Below are 26,330 nucleotides of genomic sequence, written 5' to 3'. Positions count from 1 at the left end.
GCCTCGATACCGTGCCCGAACGGAACCGCGAGCAGAACACCCGACAGGACGCCCGACGCACGCCCGACGCACGCCCGACGCACGCCCGACACGACGCCTGGCACATGCCTGGCACGACGACTCGGAGGTCACATGCCCCGCGCGCAGGTCAAAGGGATCGAGCTCGAGTACGACACCTTCGGCACCCCCGACCGGCCCACCCTTCTGATGATCATGGGCCTGGGCTCCCAGATGATCGCCTGGGACGAACGGCTCTGCCGGCTCCTCTCCGACGAGGGCTTCCACGTCGTCCGTTACGACAACCGCGACGCAGGGCTCTCCACCTTCCTCGACACCGGACCGCAACCGGACCTCGCCGCCGTCCTCGGCGGCGACGGCTCCAGCGCGACCTACCTGGTGACGGATCTTGCCGACGACGCCTTAGGTCTGCTGGACGCTCTCGGCGTCGAGCGCGCACACCTGGTCGGCGCCTCCATGGGCGGGATGATCGCCCAGCAGGTGGTGATCGACCACCCCGAGCGGGTGCTCAGCCTCTGCTCGATCATGTCCTCGCCCGACTACCCCAAGGTCGGGCCGCCGAGCGAGAAGGCGTGGGCGGTGATGACGCGTCCGCGCGCCGCCGGCCGCGAGGCCGCCATCGAGGCCAACATCGCCACCGCGCGGGCGATCGGCTCGCCCGGGTACCCGCAGACGGAGGAGGAGTTGCGGGCAACTGTGGTCCGCACCTACGACCGGTGCAGCCGCGTCGACGGCATAGCCCGTCAGTTGGCGGCGGTCTACGCCTCACCGGACCGGACCCCGGCGCTGGCGGCGGTCACCGTGCCCACCCTGGTCGTCCACGGCGAGGACGACGCCTTGGTCGACGTCAGCGGTGGCCGCGCTACCGCCGCCGCGGTGCCGCACGCCGAACTGCTGACACTGCCGGGCATGGGCCACGAACTGCCCGAGGCCCTGTGGCCGCGCATCGTGTCGGCGATCGTCGCCAACGCCCGTGCGGGTGAGGCGCTGCGGGCAGGCTGAGTGCCGCAGGCGAACTGAGGCCCCTCCCCTGCTGAGCGCCGCCCACGCCGACCGCCGCCCACGCCGACCGTCCGGCGCCGCCATAGCGCCGGACGGTCGCGTCGGACGGCTCAGGGCACGGTGGAGGACACCTCCGGGTCCGGCTCGCCCTGGTCCTGACCGTGGCCCTGGTCCTGACCGTGACCCTCGTCCTGACCGTGACCCTCGTCCTGACCGTCCCGAGCATGGCCATCGTCCCGGGCATGGCCCTGGCCCTGGCGTGGGATCTCGCCGGAGTCCTCGCCCGCCGCGGATCCGGCGGTCGACGCGTCGGGCGGCTCGGCTCCCATCGCGATGCCCCGCCGCTTGGACATCCACACCGCGCCGACGATCACAGCCAGGCAGAGCACCGCGATCACCACACGCCACGCCGTGCTGGCGTGCGCGCCGAAGCCCAGCTTGACGATCGCGGTGGCGATCAGCAGCGAGACCAGGTTCATCACTTTGAGCAGCGGGTTGATCGCCGGGCCCGCCGTGTCCTTGAACGGGTCGCCGACGGTGTCGCCGATGACGGTCGCGGCGTGGGCCTCGCTGCCCTTGCCGCCGTGATGTCCGTCCTCGACGAGCTTCTTGGCGTTGTCCCAGGCCCCGCCGGAGTTGGCCAGGAAGACCGCCATCAGCGTGCCGGAGGCGATCGCCCCGGCGAGGTAGGAGCCGAGCGGTCCGACCCCGAGCAGGAAGCCGACGGCGATGGGCGCGAGCACCGCGAGCAGGCCGGGGGTGGCGAGTTCACGCAGCGCATCACGGGTGCAGATGTCCACCACCCGGCCGTAGTCCGGCTTCTCGCTGCCGTCCATGATCCCGGGCCGCGAACGGAACTGCTCGCGCACCTCGAAGACCACCGAACCGGCCGAGCGGGAGACCGCGCTGACGGCGAGCCCGGAGAAGAGGAAGACGACCGCCGCGCCGAGCAGCAGACCCACCAGGTTGTTGGGCTGGGAGATGTCCAGGCTCAGGCTCAGCCCGTGCGCGGAGGAGCCGATCTGGGACTCCGCGGTGCCGATGGCGTCGGTGAAGGAGCCGAACAGCGCGGTGGCCGCCAGAACGGCGGTGGCGATCGCGATGCCCTTGGTGATCGCCTTGGTGGTGTTCCCGACCGCGTCCAGCTCGGTCAGCACCTGGGCGCCCGCTCCGGTCACATCACCGGACATCTCGGCGATGCCCTGGGCGTTGTCGGAGACCGGCCCGAAGGTGTCCATCGCGACGATCACGCCGACGGTGGTCAGCAGCCCCGTCCCGGCCAACGCGACCGCGAAGAGCGAGAGCGTCAGCGAGCCGCCACCCAGCAGGAAGACGCCGTAGACGGCGGCGCCGATCAAGACCGCCGAGTACACCGCCGACTCCAGGCCGACCGAGATGCCGGAGAGGATGACGGTGGCGGGGCCGGTGAGCGAGGTCTTGCCGATGTCGCGGACCGGGCGCCGGTTGGTCTCGGTGAAGTAGCCGGTGAGCTGCTGGATCGCCGCCGCCAGCACGATGCCGATGGCGACGGCCGCCAGCGCGAAGACGCGCGGGTTGCCACTGTGGGCGGCCACGGCCGGGGAGGCGGCCTTGAGTCCCGCGAAGCTGCCGGGCAGGAAGACGAAGACGGCGACCACGACCAGCAGGAGGGAGACGACCGCGGAGATGAAGAAACCGCGGTTGATCGCGGTCATGCCGGACCGGTCGCCACTGCGCGGCGAGACGGCGAAGACGCCCAGGACGGCCGTGACCACGCCGATGGCCGGCACCAGCAGCGGGAACGCCAGGCCGTGGTCGCCGAACGCGCTGACGCCGAGGATCAGTGCGGCGACGAGGGTGACGGCGTAGGACTCGAACAGGTCGGCGGCCATCCCGGCGCAGTCGCCCACGTTGTCGCCGACGTTGTCGGCGATGGTGGCGGCGTTGCGCGGATCGTCCTCGGGGATACCCTGCTCGACCTTGCCGACCAGGTCGGCGCCGACGTCGGCGGCCTTGGTGAAGATGCCGCCGCCGACACGCATGAACATCGCGAGCAGCGCGGCACCGAAACCGAAGCCCTCCAGCACCTTGGGGGCGTTCTCGCGGTAGAGCAGCACCACAACGGAGGCCCCCAGCAGGCCGAGGCCGACGGTGAACATGCCCACGACCCCGCCGGTGCGGAACGCGATCCGCATGGCGCGGTGCGAGACCGCGCGCACGTCAGGCGCCTCCGTCTCGCCCTCGGCGGGCGTCGCCGCGCGGGCGGCCGCCGCGACGCGGACGTTGCTGCGCACGGCGAGCCGCATGCCGACGTATCCGGTCACGGCGGAGAAGGCCGCGCCCACGACGAAGAACACGGAACGCCCGATCCGCTGCGACCAGTCGTCGGCCGGCAGCACCAGCAGCAGGCACGGCACGATGACGGCGAATCCGGCGAGGGTGCGGAACTGGCGTGCCAGGTAGGCGTTCGCGCCTTCCTGCACGGCGGCGGCGATCTGCTTCATGGTGTCCGTGCCCTGATCCGCTGCCAGTACCTGACGGACCAGCAGCCACGCGACACCCAGCGCGGCTACGGCGACGACGGCGACGATGACGACCACGACCCGGTCCGAACCGGTGAGCACGGCCGTCACTGGTGATTGAGCGCCGGAGAGGTAGAGCCCGGCCATTCGTCCTCCCATGACGTCTGGCTCGTGCGCCGAGCGGGGTCCCGGGGTCATGGGGCCGGGGGAGGCGCGGACCGCTCGGCAGCGCGGGCAAGGTGGCAGGCCGCGATTGTAGGGATCAGAAACATGATCAAAACAGGCTACGAGCGGCAATTAGTACATTCTGCAAGGGATGTGACGGATGATACGCAGGCGAGTCGTCGCGAGGACGCCGCGCGGGCAGGCCTGTGCGCGCGGCATCGTCGCGTGGGGCACCCGGGCCCTCGAGGTCCGGGCGCGGCGGAAGTCGCCCGCGAACGCCGCCTCGGCGCGTCCCCGCCCCGCCTCGGCGCCGCCCGGACCGACCGCCCGGACCGACCGCCCGGACCAACCGCACCCGGCGACCTTGCGGCCGCGCGGCCGGTCGGCCGGTGACGGGCGACCGGTGACGGGCGACCGGTGACGGGCGACGGGCGAGAGGCCGCAACAGCACGAGGGCGGCCCGGGATCTCTCCCGGGCCGCCCTCAATGTCGTGCGGCGCCTCGCGCGAGCCGCCCGCAGGCGGGCTACAGCTCGATGTCGGCAGGATCGGCGATGGGCCAGCTCATGCGGATCAGCCCGCCGTCGTCGTCGTGGCCGATGACCAGGTCGTCCACCAGGCCGCTGATCACAGCGAGGCCCATGGTGTCGTCGGTCTGCTCACCGCCGCTGCTGCCGTTGGCTCCGGCCGCAAGGCTGAGGGCCTCGGCGGCGCTGCTGTCGGCATGCGAGGTCACCGGGGTCGGCACGCCGTCGCCGACCTCGATCAAAAAGCGTTTCTCCTGCTGGGTCAGCCTGACCCGCACGGGATGTGCCACCCCGTTGCGCACGTGCAGACTCACCGCACGTGAACACGCCTCACCCACGGCGAGACGGACCTCGTCGAGGACCGACTCGTCGACTCCGGCCTGACGTGCGACTGCCGCCGCGACCAGCCGCGCCGTGCGCACGTGTGCCGGGAGTGCGCTGAAGCGCAGTTCGACGGTGGCCATATATGTCCCCCTCGAAAGGTTCAGGTTCCGGACCGGCCCCGGGAGCCGGACACGCGGACGCATCCGCGTGCCTCAGCGCCCCCGGGCACACTGCCTCAGTTGGAGCTCGCCGAAGCGGGCTCAGTCGTTGGCGGCGACGGCCTCGTCCACGGAACCGTGGATGGGGAACACCTTCGTCAGTCCGGTGATCCGGAAAATCTTGAGGATGCGCTCCTGGTTGCAGACCAGACGAAGCGAACCCTCATGGGCCCGCACCCGCTTAAGCCCGCCGACGAGCACGCCCAGCCCGGTCGAGTCCAGGAAGTCGACGCCTTCCATGTCCACGATCAGGTGGTAGTGACCCTCATTGACGAGCTCGACGAGCTGCTCGCGCAGCTTCGGGGCGGTGTACACATCGATCTCGCCCCCAACCTCGACGACCGTGCGGTCGCCGACGGAACGGGTCGACAGGGACAGGTCCACGGAACCTCCAGCACCTTGCCTTGCTTCCATGCCGTGGCGGGGCCCCTGGCCCCGTTGCACGGCCGCGTAGGCATTCAACCACTTATCACCAGGCCAACACGACGCCTTGGGGGGAATCTCCATCAGCGTAATGACAGACTTGGGGCCGATGAAGCCGCGCTCTGACCCGCCCGAAGCCGCTCTCGACCGCCTGACGGGCGTCTCCGGGCGGCAAGATCGGCTCACTCATTCGGAGCACATCCCGGCTCGCCCCGCCCAGTACGCGGACTGGCCCGCCGGGCTCCGGCCGGAGGTGCTGGCGGCGATCTCGGCGACCGGCATCAAGCAGCCATGGACACATCAGGCAGAGGCGGCAAAACTGGCCGTAGGCGGACAGAATGTGGTGATCGCCACAGGAACCGCCTCGGGCAAGTCGCTCGCCTACCTGGCCCCGGTCCTCAGTGCGCTGCTGGACGGAACCGAGGCCAAGAACGGCCGCGGAGCGACGGGGCTCTATCTGGCGCCCACCAAGGCCCTCGCCGCCGACCAGCTGCGACGACTCGGCGAGCTGCGTGCCGCCGCCGAGGCCGACGAAGTGGCCGACGCGGCCGAGGAAGCCGCAGGCGCCGTTCCCAGGGCCGCACGACTCAGTCGCGTGCGGGCGGCGGTGTACGACGGCGACACCCCGTTCGAGGAACGCGAGTGGGTCCGCCAGTACGCGGCCTACGTACTGACCAACCCCGACATGCTGCACCGCGCCGTCCTGCCCGGCCACGCGCGCTGGGCCTCCTTCCTGAAGGCGCTGCGCTACGTCGTGATCGACGAGTGCCACACCTATCGCGGCGTCTTCGGATCCCACGTCGCCCAGGTGCTGCGCCGCCTGCGCCGGCTGTGCGCCCGCTACGGCTCGTACCCGGTGTTCCTGCTGGCCTCGGCCACGGTGGCCGAGCCAGGACAGAGCGCCGAACGGCTGACCGGGCTGCCCGTCGCCGAGGTGACCGCGGACGGCTCCCCGCGAGGGGAGACCGTCTTCGCGCTCTGGGAGCCGCCGCTGACCGAGCTCTCGGGCGAGCACGGCGCGCCGGTGCGCCGCTCGGCCACCGCCGAGGCCGCGGACCTGCTCACGGACCTGGTGCTGGACGGCACCCGCACGGTCGTCTTCGTGCGCTCCCGGCGCGGCGCCGAGCTCGTCTCGGTCATCGCCCAGGAACGGCTCGCCGAGGCGGCAGGGCATGCGACAGCACGCCGGGTCGCCGCCTACCGTGGCGGCTACCTCCCCGAGGAGCGGCGCGCCCTGGAGCGCGCCCTGCACTCCGGTGCGCTGCTCGGCCTCGCCTCCACCAGTGCCCTGGAGCTGGGCGTGGACGTTGCGGGCCTCGACGCGGTGCTGCTGGCCGGATACCCCGGCACCCGCGCCTCCCTGTGGCAGCAGGCCGGGCGCGCGGGGCGCGAGGGCGGCGGCGCCCTCGCGGTCCTCATCGCCCGCGACGACCCGCTGGACACCTACCTGGTGCACCACCCCGACTCGCTCTTCCGCCAGCCCGTCGAGTCGACCGTGCTGGACCCGGACAACCCGCACGTCCTCGCACCCCACCTGTGCGCTGCCGCGGCGGAGCTCCCGTTGACTGCTCCGGGCGACCTGGAGCTGTTCGGGCCGTCGGCGCCGATACTTCTGCCCCAGCTGGAGCGCCGTGGGATGCTGCGGCGACGCGGCGAGAACTCCTGGTTCTGGACCCGCCGCGAACGCGCGGCCGACCTGGTGGACATCCGCGGCGAGGGCGGTTCGCCCGTGCGGGTGGTCGAGGCGGACACCGGCCGGCTGCTGGGCACCGTCGACGCCGGAGCCGCACACACCACCGTCCACACCGGCGCGGTCCACCTTCACCAGGGCCGCACCTACTTGGTGCGCGAGCTGGACCTCGAGGACTCGGTCGCCCTCGTGGCCCAGGCCGATCCCCCCTACAGCACCGTCGCCCGCGACACGACGCACATCGCCGTACTGGGAACGGACCGACAGGTCGCCTGGGGTGAGGCCACCCTGAACTTCGGATCGGTCGAGGTGACCAACCAGGTCGTCTCCTTCTTGAAGCGCCGACTCCTCACCGGTGAGATCCTCGGCGAGACCAAGCTCGACCTGCCGCCGCGCACCCTGCGCACCCGCGCGGTGTGGTGGACGGTCACCGAGGAGCAGTTGGAGGACGCAGGCCTCCTCCCGGAGGAGCTCCCCGGAGCCGCCCACGCGGCCGAGCACGCCTCCATCGGTCTGCTCCCGCTGTTCGCCACCTGCGACCGGTGGGACATCGGCGGCGTCTCGGTCCCGCTCCACCCCGACACGGGCCTGCCCACCGTCTTCGTCTACGACGGCCACTCGGGCGGAGCCGGCTTCGCCGAGCGGGGCTTCGAGCGCGCCCGGGAGTGGCTTTCGGCCACCCTGCAAGCCATCACCTCGTGCGAGTGCGAGCGCGGCTGCCCCTCGTGCATCCAGAGCCCGAAATGCGGCAACGGCAACGACCCGCTGGACAAGCAGGGCTCGATCCGGCTGCTCACGCTGCTGCTCGCCGAACCGGAGTCTGCCGCCGAGGCAGCGCCCCGCGCGCAGACGCCCATCCCGGATCCGTATGCCAGCTCCGGCTCCGGCGAGGGAGACCGGTGGAGCCCCTCGGCAGGCCGTGCCTAGGGTTCGTGGGCGACCACGGAGTCGATGCCACCCAGCCCTGAGGTGCAGGCCGCGGAAACTACCTGCGGGCCTTCCACGACGCCGCGCCCGGTCAGCTGTCGGAAGTCGTGGACGACCGGCGCGCCCCCGCCGGACGGACCAGCCACGAGGTGCTGGCGGACCGGGTGGGTCCGGTCCGCAGCGTCCTCGACCTCGGCTGCGGAGCAGGTGCACCAGAAGTTCGTCGACGCCTCGCGGTCGTTGCCGACCGCCGATCGCCACCTGCCGTGCGGACTGCGGATCAACCCGGCGACAACGCGGCTGACCGGCACACCGCTCTGAGTCACCCGCCCGCAGCGCCGGGCGACGTGGCCGACGGTCGGTCAGAACGGCGCGGTCACCGGCCCTGCCCGGGCGCGGGCCCGAGCAGGCGGAAGGCCGGGGATCAGGCCGGTCGGAGAGGGGACGGAGACCTCCACCACCACGCTGTCCTCCTGCGCATCGGCACGGATCGCGCAGGAGTGGAGCGTGGCCCCTTGGGCCGAGGCGATGGCGGCCGCCTCGGCGCACGCCTCACCCGGGTCCAGGAGCAGTCGGCCTGCCGCGGCGAGGGCCGCCAGGTCCGCCGCGGACTCCGCACGGTGGCGGGCGGCGATCGCACCGGCCACGCCGAGCGCCGCCGCTGCCGCCAAGCCGACCAGGCAGAGCAGGGCCACCAGCCAGATCGTGGCGGAGCCTGCGTCACCGCGTCGGCCGCCCGACGGACGCGTGTGCCTCACGGCCCGGCTCCCGGCTCGCCCGGCTCCCGCTCGGCCACGGCCGTCGCCGAGACCCTGAAGTTGAGCAGGCCACCCGGCCCGCTGCTGACGGCGGAGACCTCCGCCCGCACCTGGTCGCCGGCCGTGCTGACCGACACCGAGGCACCCGGAGGCGCGGCCGCCTGGCCCAACGCGGCCGCCGCCGGATCCCCTCGGGCTGCGGCGCGGGCCGCCTCGCGTGCGGCGTCGACGCAGCGCACCTTCGCCGAACCGACCAGCACGGCCCACAGCAGCATCGTGGTGACCAGCACCAGGGCCGGCAGGGCGACGGCCGCCTCGGCGGTGGTGTAGCCCGCTTCGGACGGGCGTCGGCGCTCAGACGGCACCGAGGGCTCGCCGGATCAGGCCCTGCAGGGCCGAGGAGACGGCCCCGCTGGTGACCACCTTGTAGAGCAGCGCCGCGAACCCGCATGCGGCGACCGTGCCGACCGCGTACTCGGCGGTGGTCATGCCGTCGTCGGAAGCGAAGCGCCCGTACCGGCCGCGCGCCCGACGACGGAGGGTTCGGCCACCGTGTGTCAGCCACACCTGGGCCGTGCAGGCCAGCAGCTCCAGTGCGGTGCCCGGACGCCGGACGCAGAGCCGCGCGAACGACACCCCTTTCGGCGTGGCGATGCACACAGAGGCGGTGCGGCTCGGTGAGAGGCGGTGCGCTGACGTGCGCGGTGGTGTCGTATCGCCCGCTGGGTGGCCGCCAGCGGGCGCCTCAGAGATCGGGACGTCAGCAGATGCGGTCATGTCGACTCCTCAGGAGGTGGGGTGACGGATCGGTGAGTGGTGGCGCGGGCCTGCTCCGGCCGGGGTCGGCCCGCCCGCCTTGCGGCCGGGACAGCGGACTCCGCCCGACTCTCCTCAGAGACGGCCCAGGAAGATCCCGGCCAAGCCGGTGACCACCGGGACGACTCCGACGAGGACGAAGGCGGGCAGGAAGCACAGCCCGAGCGGGGCGGTCGCAAGAACTCCCGCGCGGCGTACCCGGGCCTGCGCCTCGCGTGCGGCCGACGCACGCTCTGCGTCGGCGAGGCGCGCGAGACCAGCGGCCGGTGGCGCCCCGCTGGAGGCGGCTCGGGCGAGACACCGGCCCAGCGGGGCCAGCACCGGCTCGGCCTCGCCGAGGCGCTCCCAACAGGCCTCAGGGTCAGCGCCCATGGAGAGCTGGACCGCGGCCGCCACGAGCCGCCCCGCCATCGGCGACGGCATCGCCTCAGCGACCGCTGCGACGGCGGCGTCGGGCGGGCACCAGGAGGCCATGCACCCCGCGAGCAGATCGGCTGTGAGCGGCAGTTGGGACCGCAGCAGCTCGGACTCCCGTCGACGGGCCCGCTCCGCCGGGCTCGGCGGAGCGGGAAGGAAGCGGAGGCCGAGCGCCGCCACCACGACCCCCGACAGCCAGCCCGCCGGGCCGCCCACCAGGGCGGCCACCCCCGCCCCGAGCAACATCGAGGCGAGCTTCGACACGAGTCGCTCCCGGCCCTGGCCCCGGCCCGCTCGCCTCACCCGGCGGGCGGGGTCGACCCCGACCTGACGGGCCCTGCTCCGGATCCGCCGGTACCGGGTGCGCAGGACCGCGCCCGAAGCCACAGCGGTGAGCCCGCTGGCAGCCGCCGCCCCCAGAACCCATGCGCTGTTCATGAGCCGACTCCTCGAATCAAGGGTGCGGGGCTCGGGCGACCGGCCACTCGTCGCCGTCCGGTCGCCCTCATGCCGCGCCCTCCGCGGTGCGGGCGATGCGCGCCGTCCAGACCAGCCCGGCGTATTCGAGGCACGCCCCCACCAGCAGGCACACCAGTCCTGACGTGGTGTGGAGCAGCACCTGCACGGGATTCGCGCCGAGGGCCGCCCCGAGGGCGAGGCCGAAGACGGGCAGGAGGGCAAGCAGCACCGCCGTCGAGCGCGGCCCGGCCAGTTCCGCCCGGACGGAGTCCCGTAGGGCCCGCTCCGCGCGCAGCCCCTCGGCGACCCGGTCCAGTCCCTCGGCCAGACCCGCCCCGCTGGCGGAGGTGACCCGCCAGCAGGCGGCGGCGCCCCTCGCGCCCTCGGCTCCCGGCGATTCCGCCAGGAGGCTCAGCGCCCCGTCCACCGACCCGCCGAGCCGCGCGGCGGCCAGCAGGGCGGTCGAGTCGAGTGCGTCTCCGTGCGGGAGGCCCTCGACCGCCATCTCGATCGCCTGGTGCGGTGTCGCTCCGGTGCGCAGCTCACCGGCCAGGGCCGCGCAGAGCTCCACCACGGCGACCTGACGGCGCTCTCGCTCCCGAGCCGCCTGCCTTCGTCGTCGCAGGCGGCTCACCGGCCAGACAGCTGCCACGCCCGCCAAGCCGGGCACCGGGGATTCCGCGAGCCAGGCGCCGAGCCCGCCCAGCAGCACGAGCAACAGCTCCAAGGGCAGGACCGTCCGCAGCCGTCGCATCCGGCCCCGCCACGGGCCGGACCGCTGCCGGGTGGCCCCGGGACACAGGCGGACGATCCGCCGGGCGGCCCGGTCCCGCCGCGTCAACCACCAGGCGACCCAGCCGAGCGCTCCCATCACCGCCGCCGTCACCAGGGCGTGGGGGCCGGGCCAGGAGAAGGCCAGCCCGGCGGCGCCTCGGCCGGAGCGCGCTCCCGCCCTCGGCAGCCAGGCCGCCAAGGCGTGCCCCGCCCAGGCGCGGGCGGCGTGTCCGGACGTCGGCCGGATGAGGGCGACCTGCCAGGTGTGGACCCCGTGACGCCCCTCGGGCGTGCCTGTCAGGGACCATCCGGGCCCGCCCCGGCGGCGCGTGAGCTCCGGAAGATCGACCGGCATCAGCCGGCCCCTCCCTTCGGGCGGGACCACGGTGACCGCAGCCCGCCGCAGCGCTCGGCGAGGCGGGGCCATCCCGGGCCCGGCTCCTGGCCGCCCGCGGCCGGGAACCGGACCGCAGGAAGGGCCGTGACGAGGCCGTCCTCGCCCCGTTCGAGGACGCAGACCTCGGCTACCCGGCGCTGCCCGCCGGGGCCCCGCACCAGGTGCACCACCGCGTCCAGCGCCGCGGCCAGCTGGCTGTGGAGAGCCGCCCGGCCGAGGCCGGCCGTCGCCGCCAGGGCCTCCAGCCTGGCCGGCACGTCGGAGGCCGCGTTGGCGTGGACCGTGCCGCAACCGCCCTCGTGGCCGGTGTTCAGGGCGGCAAGGAGATCCAGCACCTCGCTGCCGCGGACCTCGCCGACGACCAGGCGGTCCGGGCGCATCCGCAGCGCCTGCCGGACCAGATCCCGCAGGTCGATGCCTCCGGCGCCCTCCTGGTTGGGCGGCCGGCCCTCCAGCCGGACCAGATGGGGGTGGTCGGGCTGGAGTTCCGCGGAGTCCTCGACGACGACCAGGCGCTCGCCGGCGGGGACCAGCCCCAGCAGGGCGGCGAGCAGCGTGGTCTTCCCCGTGCCCGTCCCACCCGAGACCAGGTAGGCCACCCGCGCCCGGACGAGGGCATGGAGCAGCCCCGCTCCCCAGGTGGTCAGCGATCCGGACGCCACCAACTCCTCGAGGGTGAAGGGCCGGGGACGGCTGACACGCAGTGAGATCAAGGTGCAGCCGACAGCGACCGGCGGCAGCACCGCGTGCAACCGGACCCCCTGCGGCAGGCGGGCGTCCGTCCAGGGTCGGGCGTCGTCGAGGCGGCGGCCCGCGGTGTGGGCGAGCCGCTGAGCCAGGCGGCGTACGGACGGCTCGTCGGTGAACTTGACGTCCCTGGCGCGTTGCAGGCCGTGCCCGCGGTCGACCCACACCTCGCGTGGGCCGTTGACCAGGACGTCGGTGACCTCCGGATCGCTGAGCAGTCGGTCGAGGGGGCCAGCGCCCACCATCTCGGCCCGCAGTTCGCGGACGATCTCCAGCACTTCCGTGTCCCCGTAGGGGCGGCCCTGGGCGCGCAGCGCCGCTGCGACGCCGGTGATGGTGGGCTCCGACCCGGACTCGGCCAGCCGCAGCCGTACCGCGTCCAGCAGGGCGGCGGAGACCGCCCCCGTCGATGCGGTCGCCGTGCGACCGCCGCCCGTGTGGGTGCGGTGTCCCGAGCTCGTGCTCCTCGTCATGCCGCCACTCCCCCACCGTCCGTGAGGCCGGCCCCGGCCAGAGCCTCGGTCAGAAACGCGGTACAGAACCGGCCCAGCGGGCCCTTGGGCCGGGCGCCCGGCGGGCGCCCGCACTCCAGATCGGCGGCCAGCCCCGGCTCGGGGGCCAACTCCCCGGCCAGGGGCAGCCGCAGGCCCCGGGCAACCTCGGTGCCCGTCATCCCGCTCGGGGAGGGGCCGCGGACGACGGTCCGCAGATCCGACAGGCGCATGGCCGCCGCGGCGGCCACCCGGCTCGACGCCGCCATCGCCCGCAGCTCGGCCGGCACGACCAGCAGGCCCAGATCGGCCTGTTCGAGAGCCTCCGCCGCCGCGTCGTCGATGCGGCGCGGCAGATCGAGCACCACCACGCCGCCACGCCGCCGCGCGGCCCCGAGCACGGTGCGCACCGCCTCCACCGGGATGGTGAGAGTGTCCCCGCGGTCCCAGCTGAGGGCCGCGAGACGGTGCAGCCGCGGAAGCGACTGCTCCAGTTCGACGGCGTTGACCCGGCCCCGGGAGGAGGCGAGGTCGGGCCAGCGCAACCCCACCGCCTCCTCCCCGCCGAGCAGGACGTCGAGCCCGCCGCCGAGCGGATCGACGTCGATCAGCACGGTGCGATGACCCTCCCGCGCCGCCGTCAGGGCGAGGGCGCAGGCCAGTGTCGAGGCCCCGGCCCCACCGCGTCCGCCCATCACCGCGACGGTGAGGGCGGGCGAGCCGACGCCCTCGGCGGCGTCGGCGACCCGGTCGAGCAACCATGGCTCGCTGTCGGGCAGGAAGACGACGTGCTCGGCGCCGATGGCAACCGCCTTCTGCCAGATGGCGGCGTCGTCCAGATCGGCCCCGACGAGAAGGACGCCCGGCCGCCGAGCCAACGTCGCCATGCGCTCGGCCACGTCGACCCCGACGAGGACGAGCGTCGCGGCCTCCCAAGCCTGGCGCGGCGGCGGGGCTCCGCACACCACGTGCGGGGTGGCTCCGGCAGCGGCGCACAGCTTGAGCAGTGCCTCGATCAGCTCGTCGTCCTCGGTGACGATCAGCGGCCCGGACCGCAGCTGACGCCCGTCACGCGACGGCACGGAGGGGCCTGCGGGAGGGCCCACGGGCGGCTCTTCGGGTGGATCGGCGGGTGGGCGTGCGGCCATGTCGGCTCCCTCGCGGAGTGATGGACGCGCCCGTTTCGGCGCGGACACCACAGTGCGCGGAATTCGCAACTGGCCGCTGCAGCGAGCCGCAATCTGTGGATAAACAAGGGGGTGTGGAAAACCAGGCCACACGTGAGGGTGAATAAAGCGTCGAGAAGTTGACGCATCCCCCGCGTTCATCGGGAAATCCCACCGCGCCACCTGGTCGCCGACGTGCGACGACCCCCGCCGGGGGGGAGAGCGGGGGTCGTCCTCCACAGCCCGACTCGGGGGGGGAGGAGTCGAGCTGGGTTAGCACGGTCGCGAACGATCCGTGACTTCCATGGTGTACCCGAAGCCCTTCTCAAGCAAACCCACCGCGCCGGGCCTTGCGCCGAATGGTTGGCACTTATCCTCGACTCGTGGAAAACCACTCGCAGCCCCGCCCCGCACGCCAGGCCGCCTTCTTCGACCTGGACAAGACCGTGATCGCGAAGTCCAGCGCGCTGGCCTTCAGCCGCCCCCTCTACCGCGGCGGACTGATCAATCGCCGCGCGGTGCTGAAGAGCGCCTACGCGCAGTTCGTCTTCCTCGCGGGCGGCGCGGACCACGACCAGATGGAGAAGATGCGGCAGTACCTCTCCTCACTCGCGCGCGGCTGGAACGTAGCCCAGGTCCGGGAGATCGTCGCAGAGACGCTGCACGACCTGATCGATCCGCTGATCTACGACGAGGCCGCTTCGCTTATCGAGGAGCACCACGCGGCCGGCCGCGACGTCGTGATCGTCAGCAGTTCGGGCTCCGAGCTCGTCGAGCCGATCGGCGAGATGCTCGGGGCGGACCACGTCATCGCCACTCGGATGGCCGAGCAGGACGGCTGCTACACCGGCGAGATCGACTTCTACGCCTACGCGGAGAACAAGGCCGTCGCGATCCGCGAGCTCGCCGTCGTCGAGGGCTACGACCTGGAGCGCTGCTACGCGTACAGCGATTCCGCCACCGATCTGCCGCTGCTGGAGGCCGTCGGCCACCCCCACGCCGTCAACCCCGACCGGGCACTGCGGCGCGAGGCGCAGGCGCGGTCCTGGCCGGTGCTGGTCTTCACCCGCCCGGTCCAGCTGCGGGAACGCAGCGCCTCGCTCGCGGTGACCAGCCGTCCGGTGCTGGCCGCCGCGGCGCTGGGCGCAGCCGTGACCGCCGCCGGACTGGTCTGGTACGCGGCGAGGCGCTCCGGGCGTCCCGGGGCGTGACCGGCTGGGGGCGGCCGTGAGTGGCGTGGGGGGCGAAGCAGCCCGGTGCGCGCGAGCCAGGTCGACCCAGGTAAAGAAGTGAGCCCCCGGGTTCCGCTTCTGCCCGTTCCGCGCTACAAAGGAGTTACGGCCCGCGAGACCGGATGGACACCTCAGACGGCGACGTTGAAAGGAACCATCGAAGCGTCAGGCCACACGGACCGCGCACAGCCTCTGGGCACCCACGGCTAGCCGACCCACGATCTGGGCCGCCACACCCGGTGAACGGGCAGAGTTCCCCGCCGGATGGGCACGACAAAGGCAACGCATGGTCACTCGGAACCTGTGCCAGCGGCGGCATCCCCCGATGCCGCCGCAACCCTTTTCCGGCACGGCTGCGCCGAATCCCCACCCGCCAGGGCGAGACGGATCAGGCCATGCCTCGCTGCATCGCCTCGCAGACGGCCGTGCTCTCCCGGACGCCTAGGCGCAGGGCCTGGGCGCAGTGAGCGATCCAGGCGGCCATGCCGTCCGCCGCACCGGAGGCGTAGCCCATGAGGCCGGCGAGGTACGCCTCGTTGCCCAGCTCGGCGAGGCCGACCTCCATCGGGCAGATGGCCTTCGGATCGAGCCCCTCGGCGATCAGCACGATCCGCGTCGCAGCCCGCGCGACCAGGCCGTTCGCGCTGGTGAAGGGGCGCAGCGCGAGCAGTTCGCCATGGACGACGGCGGCGACCACGAGGGCCGGGGCGGTTCGCTCGTTCGGGTGCTTCGTGCCGCCGCGGCTGGCCAACAGCTGCGCGAGGGTATCCAATCGTGCCGAGACCTCGGCGGCCGACGGCGCCGGGGGCAGTGAGAGGTCGAAAGCTCGCTCCAGCGCGGCGAACTCCGTCTCGACCTTCTCCGTCGCGGCCAGCGGGTGCCGGAAGAGCACCTCGGCGGGTTCGTCGGCCCGCCGCGGCCGCCCCACAGCAGTGACGCCCGCGCCTTCGGACGCCTCGCCGGCCACGACGCCGGTCGAGGCGACGCTCTCGCCCTCGTCGCCGACGGCGAGCAGGTGCAGACGGGCGAGGACCTGGAGCGGGGAGTGACGCCAGGTCCCGAGCAACTGCCCGACCTCGGCGTTCAGGCGCAGCGCGCCACCGATCAGACGGGCCTCCGCGTCCCGCCCGAAGTCGGTGCGGCGACGCACCTCCTCGAGCGGCCAGTTCGCGCCTTCCAGAGCGGCGGAGGCGCGGGCGCCGCGCAGGGCGGCCTCAGAGGTGACCTCGGCCGCGCGGCGGCGCATCACCCGGTGCCCGTAGAGACGGTCCACGGCGCGGCGGGTCTCGGCGACGGCCTCGGCGACGCCGGGCAGTTCGCCCAGGGGCGCCAGCGGGTCCGTCGGGCCGGATGCGGCGGAGGAGGAAGGAGTGCTCGTGCTCACCGCACCGACATTACGGAACTCCTGGGCGGCTGGGGCGCGAAGGCGGACGTGGGGTGCATCACCCGAAAGTGTCAAGGATCAGTGAAAGCCGATCTACCGGCCTGGCGGCGTCGCTACGATGGGCAAGAATCGGTGACGATAACGGTTATCAATAAGCGTGGCATCGACACCGCGACCGTCGGCACCGCCGTCGGGGAGCTTCGTCGGAGGGCAGCGCCCCCGGCGGCCCCGTCGGGCCAAGGCGGCACGACCGCGCCGCACTCCACTCCCCGCCACGCACCACCCCGAGTCCCGTCCGGAGCTCCCATGAAGATCGCCTTCGTCGGCAAGGGCGGCAGTGGCAAGACCACGCTGTCCTCCCTGTTCGTCCGCCATCTCGCCGTGACCGGGAGCCCAGTGGTGGCGGTGGACGCCGATGTGAACCAGCACCTGGGCGCCGCTCTGGGGCTCACCGACGAGGAGTGCGCGGCACTGCCCTCGCTGGGGGCCGAGCTTCCGGCTATCAAGGAGTACCTACGTGGGGACAACCCCCGGATCCCGGACGCGGCGTCAATGATCAAGACTACGCCGCCCGGACGGGGCTCCCGGCTCCTGCGGATCGTCGAGGACAATCCGGTGTACCGGCTCTGCGCCCGGCCGGTCACGGTGGACGGCGCGTCACTGCGCCTGATGGCGACGGGCGCCTTCGCCGAGGAGGACCTCGGCGTCGCCTGCTACCACTCGAAGGTGGGCGCGGTGGAGCTCTGCCTCAACCATCTCCTCGACGGCCCCGGTGAGTACTGGGTGACGGACATGACGGCCGGGGCCGACTCCTTCGCCTCCGGCCTGTTCACCCGCTTCGACCAGACCTTCCTGGTCTGCGAGCCCACCCGCAAGGGCGTCGCGGTGTATCGGCAGTACCGGGACTACGCCGCGGACTACGGCATCCGGCTGCACGTGATCGGCAACAAGGTCGAGAACGAGGACGACCTCGACTTCCTCCGTCAGGAGTTGGGCGACGCACTGCTCGCCGGCTTCGGGCGCTCCGCATGGGTACGCCGGACGGAGCAGGGGCGCGCACCGGCCTTCAGCGAGCTGGAGCCGGCCAACGCCGAAGTGCTGCGGGTCATGCAGGAGGCCGTGGACGCCTCCCACACCGAGCGGGACTGGGGCCGCTACACCCGCCAGGGGGTCTCCTTCCACCTTCGCAACGCCACGAGTTGGGGGAACGCCAAGACGGGCGCCGACCTCGCCGCCCAGGTCGATCCGGACTTCGTACTCGGCGAGCACCTGGACGTCCTGCCCGAGCCGATGGGTGTCTGACCAGCCGACATACCGGTCCCGTACGCGCCGCTCTCCTGGGTGAACTTGGACCACCGGGAGCGCCAGAAAGGTAAAGAGTTCATTACTCTTCATTTACCGATTCTTGGCCCTCACGTGGCACACCCAGCCGCGCCGTCCTCACCCACAGGAGACGCGACCCATGCAGAGCACGCCGACCACCGAGACCAGCCCGCTGTCCCCGCCCGCCGTCCCGGCCACGGCCGCACCGGACGCCCTGACCGGCATCCGGGACTTCCAGCGGCACACCGCGCCACTGCTCCGTCCCGAGCTGGCGCGGCTGGCCCGGGAGGGGCAGTCCCCCTCCCAGTTGTTCATCACCTGCGCCGACTCGCGGATGGTCCCGAACGTGATCACCAACAGCGGCCCGGGAGAGCTTTTCACCGTCCGCAACATCGGCAACCTGGTCCCGCCGACGGCCGATGACAGCGTCTTCGCCGCCGTGGAGTACGCGGTGGACGTGCTGGGCGTCCGTCACATCACCGTCTGCGGACACTCGGGGTGCGGCGCGATGCAGTCCCTGCTGCACGGGGCACACCGCCGCGACGGCCGGGCAGGAACGCCGCTGACCCGCTGGCTGCGCCACGGTCAGGACTCCCTGCACCGGGTCCGGCACACGCCGGCGCGCTTCCATGGCCGGTCCCCGTCGACCGACCCGCTGGAGCGGCTCTGCCTGACCAACGTGGTCCAGCAGCTCGAGAACCTGCGGGCGCACCCGAGCGTCGCCCGAAGGATGGATCTCGGCACCATCCGACTGACGGGTCTGTACTTCGAACTGACGACGGCGCAGACCTACGTCTGGTCGCCCGGCAACCGGGGCTTCGTGCCGGTACACCCCCGGGCGGACGCCGCATGAGGCCGCCCTGGGCGCGCGGAGGGGCGCCCAGGGCCACCGACCTCCGGACACTGATCCGCGGTCGATTCCGCAGCCAAAGAAAGGTCTACACCAATTTTCGGGCTGGGCCTTGTCAGCACCCCTGTCGACCTGGTGAGCTATCTCACGAAAACAGGACGAATTCGATGAGGAGTGTTGCGTTGAGCAGCAATGAGAGTCTGGCGAACCTGCTGAAGGAGGAGCGGCGGTTCGCCCCTCCCGCAGCGCTCGCCGCAGCCGCCAACGTCACCGCCGAGGCCTACGCCGAGGCCAAGGCTGACCGCCTCGCTTTCTGGGCCGCGCAAGCCCAGCGCCTGAGCTGGACCAAGGAGCCCACCGAAACCCTCGACTGGTCCAACCCACCCTTCGCCAAGTGGTTCGCCGACGGCGAGCTGAACGTCGCCTACAACTGCGTGGACCGGCACGTCGAGGCCGGCCTGGGCGACCGCGTGGCGATCCACTTCGAGGGCGAGCCGGGCGACACCCGCACCATCACGTACGCCCAGCTCAAGGACGAGGTCGCCCGCGCGGCCAACGCCCTGCTGGAGCTGGGCGTGACGAAGGGCGACCGGGTCGCGATCTACCTGCCGATGATTCCCGAGGCCGTGGTCGCGATGCTCGCCTGCGCCCGCCTCGGCGCCCCGCACTCGGTGGTCTTCGGCGGCTTCTCCGCCGACGCCGTGTCCTCTCGCATCCAGGACGCGGACGCCAAGCTGGTCATCACCGCCGACGGCGGCTACCGCCGCGGCAAGCCGACCGCGCTGAAGCCGGCCATCGACGAGGCGGTGCAGTCCTGCCCGCAGGTCGAGCACGTCCTGGTGGTGCGCCGCACCGGCCAGGAGACCTCGTTCACCGAGGGCCGGGACGTCTGGTGGCACGAGATCACCGAGCGTCAGTCCGCTGAGCACGCGCCCGAGGCCCACGCGGCCGAGCACCCGCTGTTCATCCTGTACACCTCGGGCACCACGGGTAAGCCCAAGGGCATCCTGCACACCACGGGCGGCTATCTGACCCAGGCCAGCTACACCCACAACGCCGTCTTCGACCTCAAGCCGGAGACCGACGTCTACTGGTGCACCGCCGACATCGGCTGGGTCACCGGCCACTCGTACATCGTCTACGGGCCGCTCTCGAACGGCGCCACGCAGGTCATGTACGAGGGCACGCCGGACACCCCGCACCAGGGCCGATTCTGGGAGATCGTCCAGAAGTACGGCGTCACCATCCTCTACACGGCGCCCACCGCGATCCGCACCTTCATGAAGTGGGGCGACGACATCCCGGCGAAGTTCGACCTGTCCTCGCTGCGGGTGCTGGGCAGCGTCGGCGAGCCGATCAACCCCGAGGCCTGGGTCTGGTACCGCGAGCACATCGGCGGCGGCCGCACCCCGATCGTCGACACCTGGTGGCAGACCGAGACCGGGGCCATGATGATCACCCCGCTGCCCGGCGTCACAGAGACCAAGCCCGGCTCGGCGCAGGTGCCGCTCCCCGGCATCGCGGCCACCGTGGTCGACGACGAGGGCCACGAGGTGCCCAACGGATCGGGTGGCTACCTGGTGCTGACGGAGCCGTGGCCGTCGATGCTCCGTACCATCTGGGGCGACGACCAGCGTTACCTGGAGACCTACTGGTCCCGCTTCCAGGACCGCTACTTCGCGGGTGACGGCGCCAAGAAGGACGAGGACGGCGACATCTGGCTGCTCGGCCGGGTGGACGACGTGATGCTGGTGTCCGGCCACAACATCTCGACCACCGAGGTCGAGTCGGCCCTGGTCTCCCACCCGCAGGTGGCCGAGGCCGCAGTCGTCGGCGCCACCGACGCCACCACCGGCCAGGCCATCGTCGCCTTCGTCATCCTGCGCGGCACCGCGCAGGACTCCGACGAGCTGACCGCCGAGCTGCGCGACCACGTGGCCAAGGTGCTCGGCCCGATCGCCAAGCCCAAGCGGATCCTGACGGTCAGCGAGCTGCCCAAGACCCGCTCCGGCAAGATCATGCGCCGCCTGCTGCGCGACGTGGCAGAGAACCGCGCCGTCGGCGACGTCACCACGCTGGCGGACACCACCGTCATGGACCTGATCCAGAGCAAGCTCCCCGCCGCCCCGAGCGAGGACTGAGCCCGGATCGCCCAACGTCCTGACCGCGGCCCGCCTCCCGCCTCATGGCAGGGGGCGGGCCGCGCGCTTCGACGGCGCTTCGTCCGTACTTCCGTAGCATGTGACAAAACGGATGTATGTGACAGAAGTGGAGTCTCCGCGTGAGCAGCGCTCCGACGCCGCCGCCGCGTCGCCAGTTCCTGGCACGGCTGCCTCTGCCGGAGCGCGCCTTCATCGCGGACGCCCTGCGGGCGGAGACGGTGGGCGGTGTCCTGCTGCTGACCGCCGCCGTGACCGCCCTCGTCTGGGCGAACGTGTGGCCGGGCTCCTACGAAGCCGTCAGCTCCTACACCATCGGGCCGAGCAAGCCGCTGCACCTGGACCTCTCGCTCTCCGACTGGGCCACCGACGGGCTGCTGAGCGTCTTCTTCTTCGTGGCCGGCATCGAGCTCAAACGCGAGCTCGTCGTGGGCGAGCTGCGCGACCCGCGCGCCGCGCTGCTGCCCGTCGCGGCCGCGGTGTGCGGCGTGGCGCTTCCCGCCGTCATCGATGTCATCGTCAACAGCGGTCCGGACGGTCACCTGGGCGGCTGGGCGATCCCCACCGCCACGGACATCGCCTTCGCCCTGGGCGTGCTGGCCATCGTCGGCTCGCATCTGCCGTCCGCGTTGCGGGCCTTCCTGCTGACCCTGGCGGTGGTGGACGACCTGATCGCGATCCTGATCATCGCAATCTTCTACAGCCACGGCGTCAAGCTCTGGGCGCTGGGGCTCGCCCTGCTCGGGCTGGTCGTCTTCTACTTCCTGCAGCGGGCGCGGGTGCGCGGCTGGTACGTCTACGTGCCGCTGGCGGTGGTGACCTGGGCGCTGATGCACGAGGGCGGGGTGCACGCCACCGTGGCCGGCGTGGCGATGGGCCTGATGATCCGGGTGACCAAGGACCCGGGCGAGGACCACTCGCCCGGCGAGCACATCGAACACCTGGTCCGCCCGTTTTCGGCCGGCTTCTGCGTGCCCGTCTTCGCGCTCTTCGCAGCCGGGGTGTCGATCAGCCCGCACGCCCTGGCCCAGGTGTTCACCGAGGCGGCCCCGCTCGGCGTGGTGCTGGGCCTGGTGATCGGCAAGACCTTCGGCGTGTTCGGCGGCACCTGGCTGACGGCGCGGTTCACCCGTGCGGAGCTGAACCCCGAGCTGGCGTGGGCGGACATGTTCTCGATGTCGGTCCTGTCCGGCATCGGGTTCACCGTCTCGCTGCTCATCGCCGAGCTGGCCTTCTCGCACGACCCTGAGCTCACCGAACGCGTCAAGGCGGCGGTCCTCGTCGGTTCGCTGCTGTGCGCGGTCCTGGCGGCGGTGCTGCTGCGGATGCGTAACCAGAAGTACCGGCGGCTATGTGAAGAAGAGGACGCGGAGGACGGCGATGTGTCCGGTGGTGACGTACCGTCCGGTAGCGGCATGATCTGATAGAGCAACAGCGGTGTGCGGGAGCACCACTCCGGCCGCCACGGGGATCGCGTGAGTCGCGTGAGGATGAGGAGAAGCGAGATGGCCGCTCCCGGGACCGGGACCGAGCGTACGGTCGGCGAGATGTTCGCCTCCGCGACCGCGGACCTGTCGGCGCTCGTCCACGACGAGATCGCGCTGGCGAAGCAGGAGATCAAGAAGGACGTCGTGCGCGGCGCGTCCGGCAGCGGCGCGATCGCCGTCGCCGCGGTGGTCCTGCTGGCCTCGATCCCGATGTTCAGCTTCGCTGCCGCCTACGGGATCCACTCGACCGGCCTCGGCCTGGTCTGGTGCTTCTTCATCATGGGCGGCGTCTACGTCGTGATCGCGATCATTCTCGGCCTCATGGCCTACCGCTGGTTCAAGAAGCTCTCCCCGCCCGAGCGCACCATCGCGGGCGCCAAGGCCACGGTGGACGTGCTCAAGAACGCCAAGCCCCACCCGGCCCCTGCCCCGGCCCCGGCGATCACCACCGGCGACGGGCACCGGGCGCTGACCCCCTGACGCACCCCAGAGGCGTCCCCCGTCCCTCGACGCGCTGAGACGGGTCACAGGCGCGGAGGCGTCGCGTCGGCCCCAGGGTGTGACACGCTCTTCCCATGGCCTTTGACCCCGCCGCCTCCAGCGCTGAAGCCTTCGATCCCCGCATCGACGGTCCGTGGACGCACCGTGACCTCGCCGCGAACGGGGCGCGCTTCCACATCGCCGAGCTCGGCGAGGGCCCGCTGGTGCTACTGGTGCACGGCTGGCCGCAGTTCTGGTGGACCTGGCGGCACCAGCTGACCGCCCTGGCCGCGGCAGGCTACCGCGCCGTCGCCGTCGACCTGCGCGGTGTGGGCGGCAGCGACCGGACCCCCAGGGGCTACGACCCCTCGAACATGGCGCTGGACCTGACCGGCGTCATCCGCTCCCTCGGCGTCGCCGACGCGACGCTCGTGGGGCACGACTGGGGCGGCTTCCTGGCCTGGACCGCCGCCGCGATGCGTCCCGCTCTGGTGCGGCGGCTCGTCGTGGTCTCCAGCGCCCACCCGCGCAGCCTCCGGCGCTCGCTGCTGCGGGACCGGCGGCAGATCGTCGCCGCGGAGCACCTGCTGGGCTTCCAGCGCCCCTGGGTGCCGGAGCGGCAGCTGGCCGCCGGGGACGCCGCCCTGGTGGCGCAGTACCTGCGGGACTGGACCGGCCCCGGGCGTCAGCCGAGCGAGAAGGAACTGCTGACGTACCGGCAGGCGATGATGCTGTCGAACACCCGGCACTGCTCGATCGAGCCCTACCGGTGGTTGATGCGGTCGATGGGCCGCCCCGACGGCTTCCAGTTCGCCCGGCGCATGGACCGCAAGCTGCGGGTTCCGACGCTCCACGTGCACGGCGAGAACGACCCGGTGCTGCTGCCGGAGACCGCTCTCGGCTCGGGTGCGTACGTGGACGCGCCCTACGACTGGCGGCCCTTGGACGGCATCGGCCACTACCCGCACGAGGAGGAGCCGGACGCGTTCTCGGACCTGCTCCTGGAGTGGCTGAAGACCCGCCAGTAGCGAGCGGAGCGTCCCTGCGGTGCGTAGTCGAGTGAATACGCCAGTGGCATAAGCCAATTGGAACTTATGCTCGGGATTACCCATGCGCCCGCGCGGGCAACTTCCGAGTATGAGCTGGATGCACGAACGCACCTCCGCGTCCCGAAGCCGCCGCCGCTCGCCCTCGAGCCTGCCGTCGGGCTCACCCAACACCCCAAGGGCGGCGTCCGGACTGCTCGAGCCGACGGTCCACGTCGGCTTCCCACGCCTGATCGGCCGTCGTGCCCGGTGGGTCACCTCACGCCTGCGCCAACGCTGAACGGGCCGGCCCCGGAACAAGGGGCCGACCCGTCGGGCCGTCAGCGTGACGTCTGCTGGAGCGACTAGAGCTTCTTCGGCGAGAGCGCGGTGAACCAGAGCAGCGCGATGGTCCCGACGCCCATCAGTGGAACGAGTATCTCCGTCTCCAGCTTGTTGCCGCTGCTCTTGATGATCTCGATCTCGTAGCGGGTCTTGATCGGCCACAGCCACGGCGCGCCCATCTTGGTGATGGAGTCGCCCAGCAGGTGCGCCACGCAGCCGAGCCCGACCGCGTAGGGAAGCCAACCCGGCGCGGAGGGGATGAACTTGGCGATCACGGCGGTCCCGATGGCGGCCTCCGCGACGATCGTGCCCCAGGCGTTGAAGGCATGCCCTGGCGGGCAGAGGTTCAGCGCCCGCACCGCCATGGCCAGCAGGAAGAAGGTCATGCCGAGCGTGAAGTTGCGGCCGAGATAGGTGACGCCCGCCCAGGTGCCGACGGTCATCAGGGCCACGAAGAAGAGCGAGTGCGTGGCGTGCCGGTGACCGCCGGAGATCCAGGCGACGAAGCGGCACAGCAACTTGCTGACCGGGCCGAGGAAGTTGGCGATGGTGCCGTCGTGGTGGTCCAGATCCGGCAGCAGGGCGGCGCCCGCGCACAGGATCGTGCCCATCAGGATCTCCTGCGGCTTCAGGTGAGCGTGCATCACCAGCGGCGGCAGAAAGGGCGAGGTGGCCGCGAAGAGCAGCGCCCCGCTCACCGCGTGCGAGTGGCCCATCATGACTGGTCGTCCTCCTGGTTGCTGACGCGATCTCACGCTCGCGCCGACCGTACCAGGAAGCCGGACCACCCCGAGCAGCGGATTCGATCACGATCCCGGCCGGACCGACCACGGCCGCCCGACCAGAGCGACCACAGCGACCAGGGCCGTCCGATCAAAGCGGCCAGGAAGGGAAACGGGAGGACGACTCGAAAAGAGCGGGGCGGACCGCTACAGCGCGCAGGCCTGCGTGTTCACCGGCGCCGTGAGGCTCACCCCGCGCTGGGCGTCGCCGCGGACTTCGTCGATGGTGAGCGCGTAGCCGGTCTGCGCGTCATCGAGCGACTTGGCGAAGACGACGCCGTAGACCTCGCCGTCCGTCGTCAGCAGCGGGCCGCCGGAGTTGCCCTGTCGGACGGTGGATCGGATCGAGTAGACGTCGCGGCTGACGTTGCCGCGGTGGTAGATGTCCGGACCGTTGGCGTCGATGCGGCCGCGGATGCGCGCGGCCTGCACGTTGAAGGGGCCGTTCTCCGGGAAGCCTGCGACGATCGCGTCCACGCCCGTGCCGGCGGTGCCCGCGAAGGTCAGCGCGGGGGCGTGCAGACCGGGGACGTCCAGGATCGCGACGTCGCGCTGCCAGTCGTAGAGGACGACGTGGGCCTGGTAGGTGCGGCTGCCGAGGTGGACCGTCGGGTCGGTGACGCCGCCGACGACGTGGGCGTTGGTCATGACACGGTCGGTCGCGTAGACGAAGCCGGTGCCCTCGATGACCTTGCCGCAGGAGGGGGCGGTCCCGATGACCTTCACGATGCTCTGCCGGGCGGCTCTGACCGCAGGATCGTTCACCAGGGCCGGGTCCGGCGCGGGCACGTTGGTGATCGGCTCGTTCTGGAACGGGTTGAAGACCTGGGGGAATCCGTTGCGGGCCAGGGTCGAGGTGAAGTCCGAGAACCAGCCGGGCGCACCCGCGGGCAGCATGTCCTGCACCCCGCCGAGCACCTTGGAGCTGCGCACCTGGTGCGCGACCGTGGGCAGCGAGGTGCCCGCGAGGGCCGAGCCGATCAGCCAGGCCACCAGCAGCATGGCCACCACGTTGACCAGCGCGCCGCCGATCGCGTCGGGGACCCGCGCCTTGCTGCGGCCGATCCGGCCGCGCAGCTTCCAGGCCCAGTGCGTGGTGAACGCCTGCCCGAAAGCGGCGAAGACGATGACCACCACAACGGCGACCACCGAGGTGACCATCCCCGGGGAGAGGTGGCGCAACAGGAATGGCAGCAACTGGACGGCGATCAGGCCGCCCCCGAGGAAGCCGATGACGGAGAGCGCACCCACCACGAAGCCCTGCCGGTAGCCGCTCACAGCGAATCCGACGGCGGCAAGGATCAGCAGGACATCGAGGACGTTCACCCGGCTACCTTGCCACGACCGCCCGAACAGGCGCAGTCCCTCCCTGGGCCTGTGGACAACTCGTGACACGCTCGTGCTGTGCCGTGAGCCGGGGCCCAGCGCGGGATCGGCGCGGCCC

22 protein-coding genes are annotated in these 26,330 nt (G+C 72.1%); 9 read left to right on the top strand and 13 right to left on the bottom strand.

Annotation, left to right across the window (positions count from 1 at the left end; translation table 11 throughout):
- Nucleotides 1–132 precede the first annotated feature (132 nt).
- Nucleotides 133–1,020 (top strand): alpha/beta fold hydrolase, encoded by an 888-nt coding sequence (locus tag TR48_RS30655; protein ID WP_042373477.1) that lies wholly within the window; start codon nucleotides 133–135, stop codon nucleotides 1,018–1,020.
- Nucleotides 1,021–1,130: 110 nt separating this feature from the next.
- Here the strand turns inward: TR48_RS30655 and TR48_RS30650 are convergent, their stop codons facing one another.
- From TR48_RS30650 to TR48_RS30640, 3 genes are all read right to left on the bottom strand, one after another.
- Nucleotides 1,131–3,680, bottom strand: coding sequence for a sodium-translocating pyrophosphatase (locus tag TR48_RS30650; protein WP_201777183.1), 2,550 nt, complete (start codon nucleotides 3,678–3,680; stop codon nucleotides 1,131–1,133).
- A 531-nt stretch (nucleotides 3,681–4,211) separates the two neighbouring features.
- The gene (locus TR48_RS30645; RefSeq protein WP_042373475.1) at nucleotides 4,212–4,676 is read right to left on the bottom strand and encodes an ATP-binding protein; all 465 of its coding nucleotides are present in this window, start codon (nucleotides 4,674–4,676) and stop codon (nucleotides 4,212–4,214) included.
- 120 nt (nucleotides 4,677–4,796) lie between these two features.
- Nucleotides 4,797–5,138, bottom strand: a complete 342-nt coding sequence (locus tag TR48_RS30640; RefSeq protein ID WP_042373473.1) for an STAS domain-containing protein — start codon at nucleotides 5,136–5,138, stop codon at nucleotides 4,797–4,799.
- Nucleotides 5,139–5,286: 148 nt separating this feature from the next.
- Between TR48_RS30640 and TR48_RS30635 the strand changes: the two genes are divergently transcribed.
- Nucleotides 5,287–7,794 carry a DEAD/DEAH box helicase gene (locus TR48_RS30635; RefSeq protein WP_084729895.1) on the top strand — a complete coding sequence of 836 codons (2,508 nt, stop codon included), beginning with the start codon at nucleotides 5,287–5,289 and terminating at the stop codon, nucleotides 7,792–7,794.
- 362 nt (nucleotides 7,795–8,156) lie between these two features.
- Here the strand turns inward: TR48_RS30635 and TR48_RS30625 are convergent, their stop codons facing one another.
- The 7 genes from TR48_RS30625 to ssd all read right to left on the bottom strand — a co-directional run bounded on the left by TR48_RS30625 (nucleotide 8,157) and on the right by ssd (nucleotide 13,801).
- The gene (locus tag TR48_RS30625; protein WP_042373468.1) at nucleotides 8,157–8,552 is read right to left on the bottom strand and encodes an Rv3654c family TadE-like protein; all 396 of its coding nucleotides are present in this window, start codon (nucleotides 8,550–8,552) and stop codon (nucleotides 8,157–8,159) included.
- The gene (locus TR48_RS30620; protein ID WP_042373465.1) at nucleotides 8,549–8,917 is read right to left on the bottom strand and encodes a TadE family type IV pilus minor pilin; all 369 of its coding nucleotides are present in this window, start codon (nucleotides 8,915–8,917) and stop codon (nucleotides 8,549–8,551) included. Before TR48_RS30620 ends, TR48_RS30625 begins: the two co-directional genes overlap by 4 nt.
- On the bottom strand, nucleotides 8,907–9,113 hold the full coding sequence (locus TR48_RS30615) for a DUF4244 domain-containing protein (protein WP_042373489.1): 207 nt from the start codon (nucleotides 9,111–9,113) through the stop codon (nucleotides 8,907–8,909). Before TR48_RS30615 ends, TR48_RS30620 begins: the two co-directional genes overlap by 11 nt.
- 330 nt (nucleotides 9,114–9,443) lie before the next feature.
- Nucleotides 9,444–10,049, bottom strand: a complete 606-nt coding sequence (locus tag TR48_RS30610) for a type II secretion system F family protein (protein WP_236652408.1) — start codon at nucleotides 10,047–10,049, stop codon at nucleotides 9,444–9,446.
- 241 nt (nucleotides 10,050–10,290) lie between these two features.
- A complete protein-coding gene (locus TR48_RS30605) occupies nucleotides 10,291–11,373 on the bottom strand; it encodes a type II secretion system F family protein (RefSeq protein ID WP_236652407.1) in 1,083 nt (360 codons plus the stop codon).
- The gene (locus tag TR48_RS45025; RefSeq protein ID WP_152628278.1) at nucleotides 11,373–12,635 is read right to left on the bottom strand and encodes a TadA family conjugal transfer-associated ATPase; all 1,263 of its coding nucleotides are present in this window, start codon (nucleotides 12,633–12,635) and stop codon (nucleotides 11,373–11,375) included. The genes TR48_RS30605 and TR48_RS45025 overlap by 1 nt, the downstream gene beginning before the upstream one ends.
- Nucleotides 12,632–13,801 carry a septum site-determining protein Ssd gene (gene ssd, locus TR48_RS45020; RefSeq protein ID WP_152628277.1) on the bottom strand — a complete coding sequence of 390 codons (1,170 nt, stop codon included), beginning with the start codon at nucleotides 13,799–13,801 and terminating at the stop codon, nucleotides 12,632–12,634. The genes TR48_RS45025 and ssd overlap by 4 nt, the downstream gene beginning before the upstream one ends.
- A 377-nt stretch (nucleotides 13,802–14,178) precedes the next feature.
- On the opposite strand from ssd, the gene TR48_RS30590 reads away from it, so the two are divergent.
- On the top strand, nucleotides 14,179–15,030 hold the full coding sequence (locus TR48_RS30590) for an HAD family hydrolase (RefSeq protein WP_042373458.1): 852 nt from the start codon (nucleotides 14,179–14,181) through the stop codon (nucleotides 15,028–15,030).
- A gap of 409 nt (nucleotides 15,031–15,439) precedes the next feature.
- On the opposite strand, the gene TR48_RS30585 is transcribed toward TR48_RS30590, so the two are convergent.
- Nucleotides 15,440–16,435, bottom strand: coding sequence for a Fic family protein (locus TR48_RS30585; protein ID WP_042373457.1), 996 nt, complete (start codon nucleotides 16,433–16,435; stop codon nucleotides 15,440–15,442).
- 306 nt (nucleotides 16,436–16,741) lie between these two features.
- Between TR48_RS30585 and TR48_RS30580 the strand changes: the two genes are divergently transcribed.
- From TR48_RS30580 to TR48_RS30555, 6 genes are all read left to right on the top strand, one after another.
- Nucleotides 16,742–17,737: an ATP-binding protein gene (locus tag TR48_RS30580; protein ID WP_042373455.1), complete on the top strand. Its 996-nt coding sequence runs from the start codon at nucleotides 16,742–16,744 to the stop codon at nucleotides 17,735–17,737.
- Nucleotides 17,738–17,897: 160 nt separating this feature from the next.
- Complete coding sequence (locus TR48_RS30575; RefSeq protein WP_042373453.1) at nucleotides 17,898–18,611, top strand: carbonic anhydrase; 714 nt, start codon at nucleotides 17,898–17,900, stop codon at nucleotides 18,609–18,611.
- Nucleotides 18,612–18,790: 179 nt separating this feature from the next.
- The gene (gene acs, locus TR48_RS30570; RefSeq protein WP_236652405.1) at nucleotides 18,791–20,749 is read left to right on the top strand and encodes an acetate--CoA ligase; all 1,959 of its coding nucleotides are present in this window, start codon (nucleotides 18,791–18,793) and stop codon (nucleotides 20,747–20,749) included.
- A gap of 140 nt (nucleotides 20,750–20,889) precedes the next feature.
- Nucleotides 20,890–22,191, top strand: coding sequence for a Na+/H+ antiporter NhaA (gene nhaA, locus TR48_RS30565; protein WP_042373448.1), 1,302 nt, complete (start codon nucleotides 20,890–20,892; stop codon nucleotides 22,189–22,191).
- An 81-nt stretch (nucleotides 22,192–22,272) separates the two neighbouring features.
- Entirely contained in the window at nucleotides 22,273–22,734 is a 462-nt protein-coding gene (locus TR48_RS30560) for a phage holin family protein (RefSeq protein ID WP_042373446.1), read from the top strand.
- A gap of 95 nt (nucleotides 22,735–22,829) precedes the next feature.
- Nucleotides 22,830–23,762 carry an alpha/beta fold hydrolase gene (locus TR48_RS30555; RefSeq protein WP_042373444.1) on the top strand — a complete coding sequence of 311 codons (933 nt, stop codon included), beginning with the start codon at nucleotides 22,830–22,832 and terminating at the stop codon, nucleotides 23,760–23,762.
- Between the two features lie 362 nt (nucleotides 23,763–24,124).
- Here TR48_RS30555 and TR48_RS30550 read toward each other — a convergent pair whose 3' ends face one another.
- Together TR48_RS30550 and TR48_RS30545 are read right to left on the bottom strand one after the other, a co-directional pair.
- Nucleotides 24,125–24,823, bottom strand: a complete 699-nt coding sequence (locus TR48_RS30550) for a metal-dependent hydrolase (RefSeq protein WP_042373443.1) — start codon at nucleotides 24,821–24,823, stop codon at nucleotides 24,125–24,127.
- A 210-nt stretch (nucleotides 24,824–25,033) separates the two neighbouring features.
- Nucleotides 25,034–26,212, bottom strand: a complete 1,179-nt coding sequence (locus TR48_RS30545) for a MarP family serine protease (protein ID WP_042373441.1) — start codon at nucleotides 26,210–26,212, stop codon at nucleotides 25,034–25,036.
- Nucleotides 26,213–26,330 lie beyond the last annotated feature (118 nt).

It is taken from the genome of Streptacidiphilus neutrinimicus, from assembly GCF_000787815.1.
In the GTDB taxonomy this organism is placed as follows: Bacteria; Actinomycetota; Actinomycetes; order Streptomycetales; family Streptomycetaceae; genus Streptacidiphilus; species Streptacidiphilus neutrinimicus.
Note: the sequence above shows the minus strand (reverse complement) of the source record. Positions and strands in the feature narration are given on the sequence as shown.

What these genes read in the sequence shown, in the direction of transcription:
- TR48_RS30655 (WP_042373477.1), top strand. Translation starts at nt 133, where the DNA reads ATGCCCCGCGCGCAGGTCAAAGGGATCGAGCTCGAGTACGACACCTTC.
- TR48_RS30650 (WP_201777183.1), bottom strand. Translation starts at nt 3,680, where the DNA reads ATGGGAGGACGAATGGCCGGGCTCTACCTCTCCGGCGCTCAATCACCA.
- TR48_RS30645 (WP_042373475.1), bottom strand. Translation starts at nt 4,676, where the DNA reads ATGGCCACCGTCGAACTGCGCTTCAGCGCACTCCCGGCACACGTGCGC.
- TR48_RS30635 (WP_084729895.1), top strand. Translation starts at nt 5,287, where the DNA reads ATGAAGCCGCGCTCTGACCCGCCCGAAGCCGCTCTCGACCGCCTGACG.
- TR48_RS30605 (WP_236652407.1), bottom strand. Translation starts at nt 11,373, where the DNA reads ATGCCGGTCGATCTTCCGGAGCTCACGCGCCGCCGGGGCGGGCCCGGA.
- TR48_RS45025 (WP_152628278.1), bottom strand. Translation starts at nt 12,635, where the DNA reads ATGACGAGGAGCACGAGCTCGGGACACCGCACCCACACGGGCGGCGGT.
- ssd (WP_152628277.1), bottom strand. Translation starts at nt 13,801, where the DNA reads ATGGCCGCACGCCCACCCGCCGATCCACCCGAAGAGCCGCCCGTGGGC.
- TR48_RS30590 (WP_042373458.1), top strand. Translation starts at nt 14,179, where the DNA reads ATGGTTGGCACTTATCCTCGACTCGTGGAAAACCACTCGCAGCCCCGC.
- TR48_RS30580 (WP_042373455.1), top strand. Translation starts at nt 16,742, where the DNA reads ATGAAGATCGCCTTCGTCGGCAAGGGCGGCAGTGGCAAGACCACGCTG.
- TR48_RS30575 (WP_042373453.1), top strand. Translation starts at nt 17,898, where the DNA reads ATGCAGAGCACGCCGACCACCGAGACCAGCCCGCTGTCCCCGCCCGCC.
- TR48_RS30560 (WP_042373446.1), top strand. Translation starts at nt 22,273, where the DNA reads ATGGCCGCTCCCGGGACCGGGACCGAGCGTACGGTCGGCGAGATGTTC.
- TR48_RS30555 (WP_042373444.1), top strand. Translation starts at nt 22,830, where the DNA reads ATGGCCTTTGACCCCGCCGCCTCCAGCGCTGAAGCCTTCGATCCCCGC.
- TR48_RS30550 (WP_042373443.1), bottom strand. Translation starts at nt 24,823, where the DNA reads ATGATGGGCCACTCGCACGCGGTGAGCGGGGCGCTGCTCTTCGCGGCC.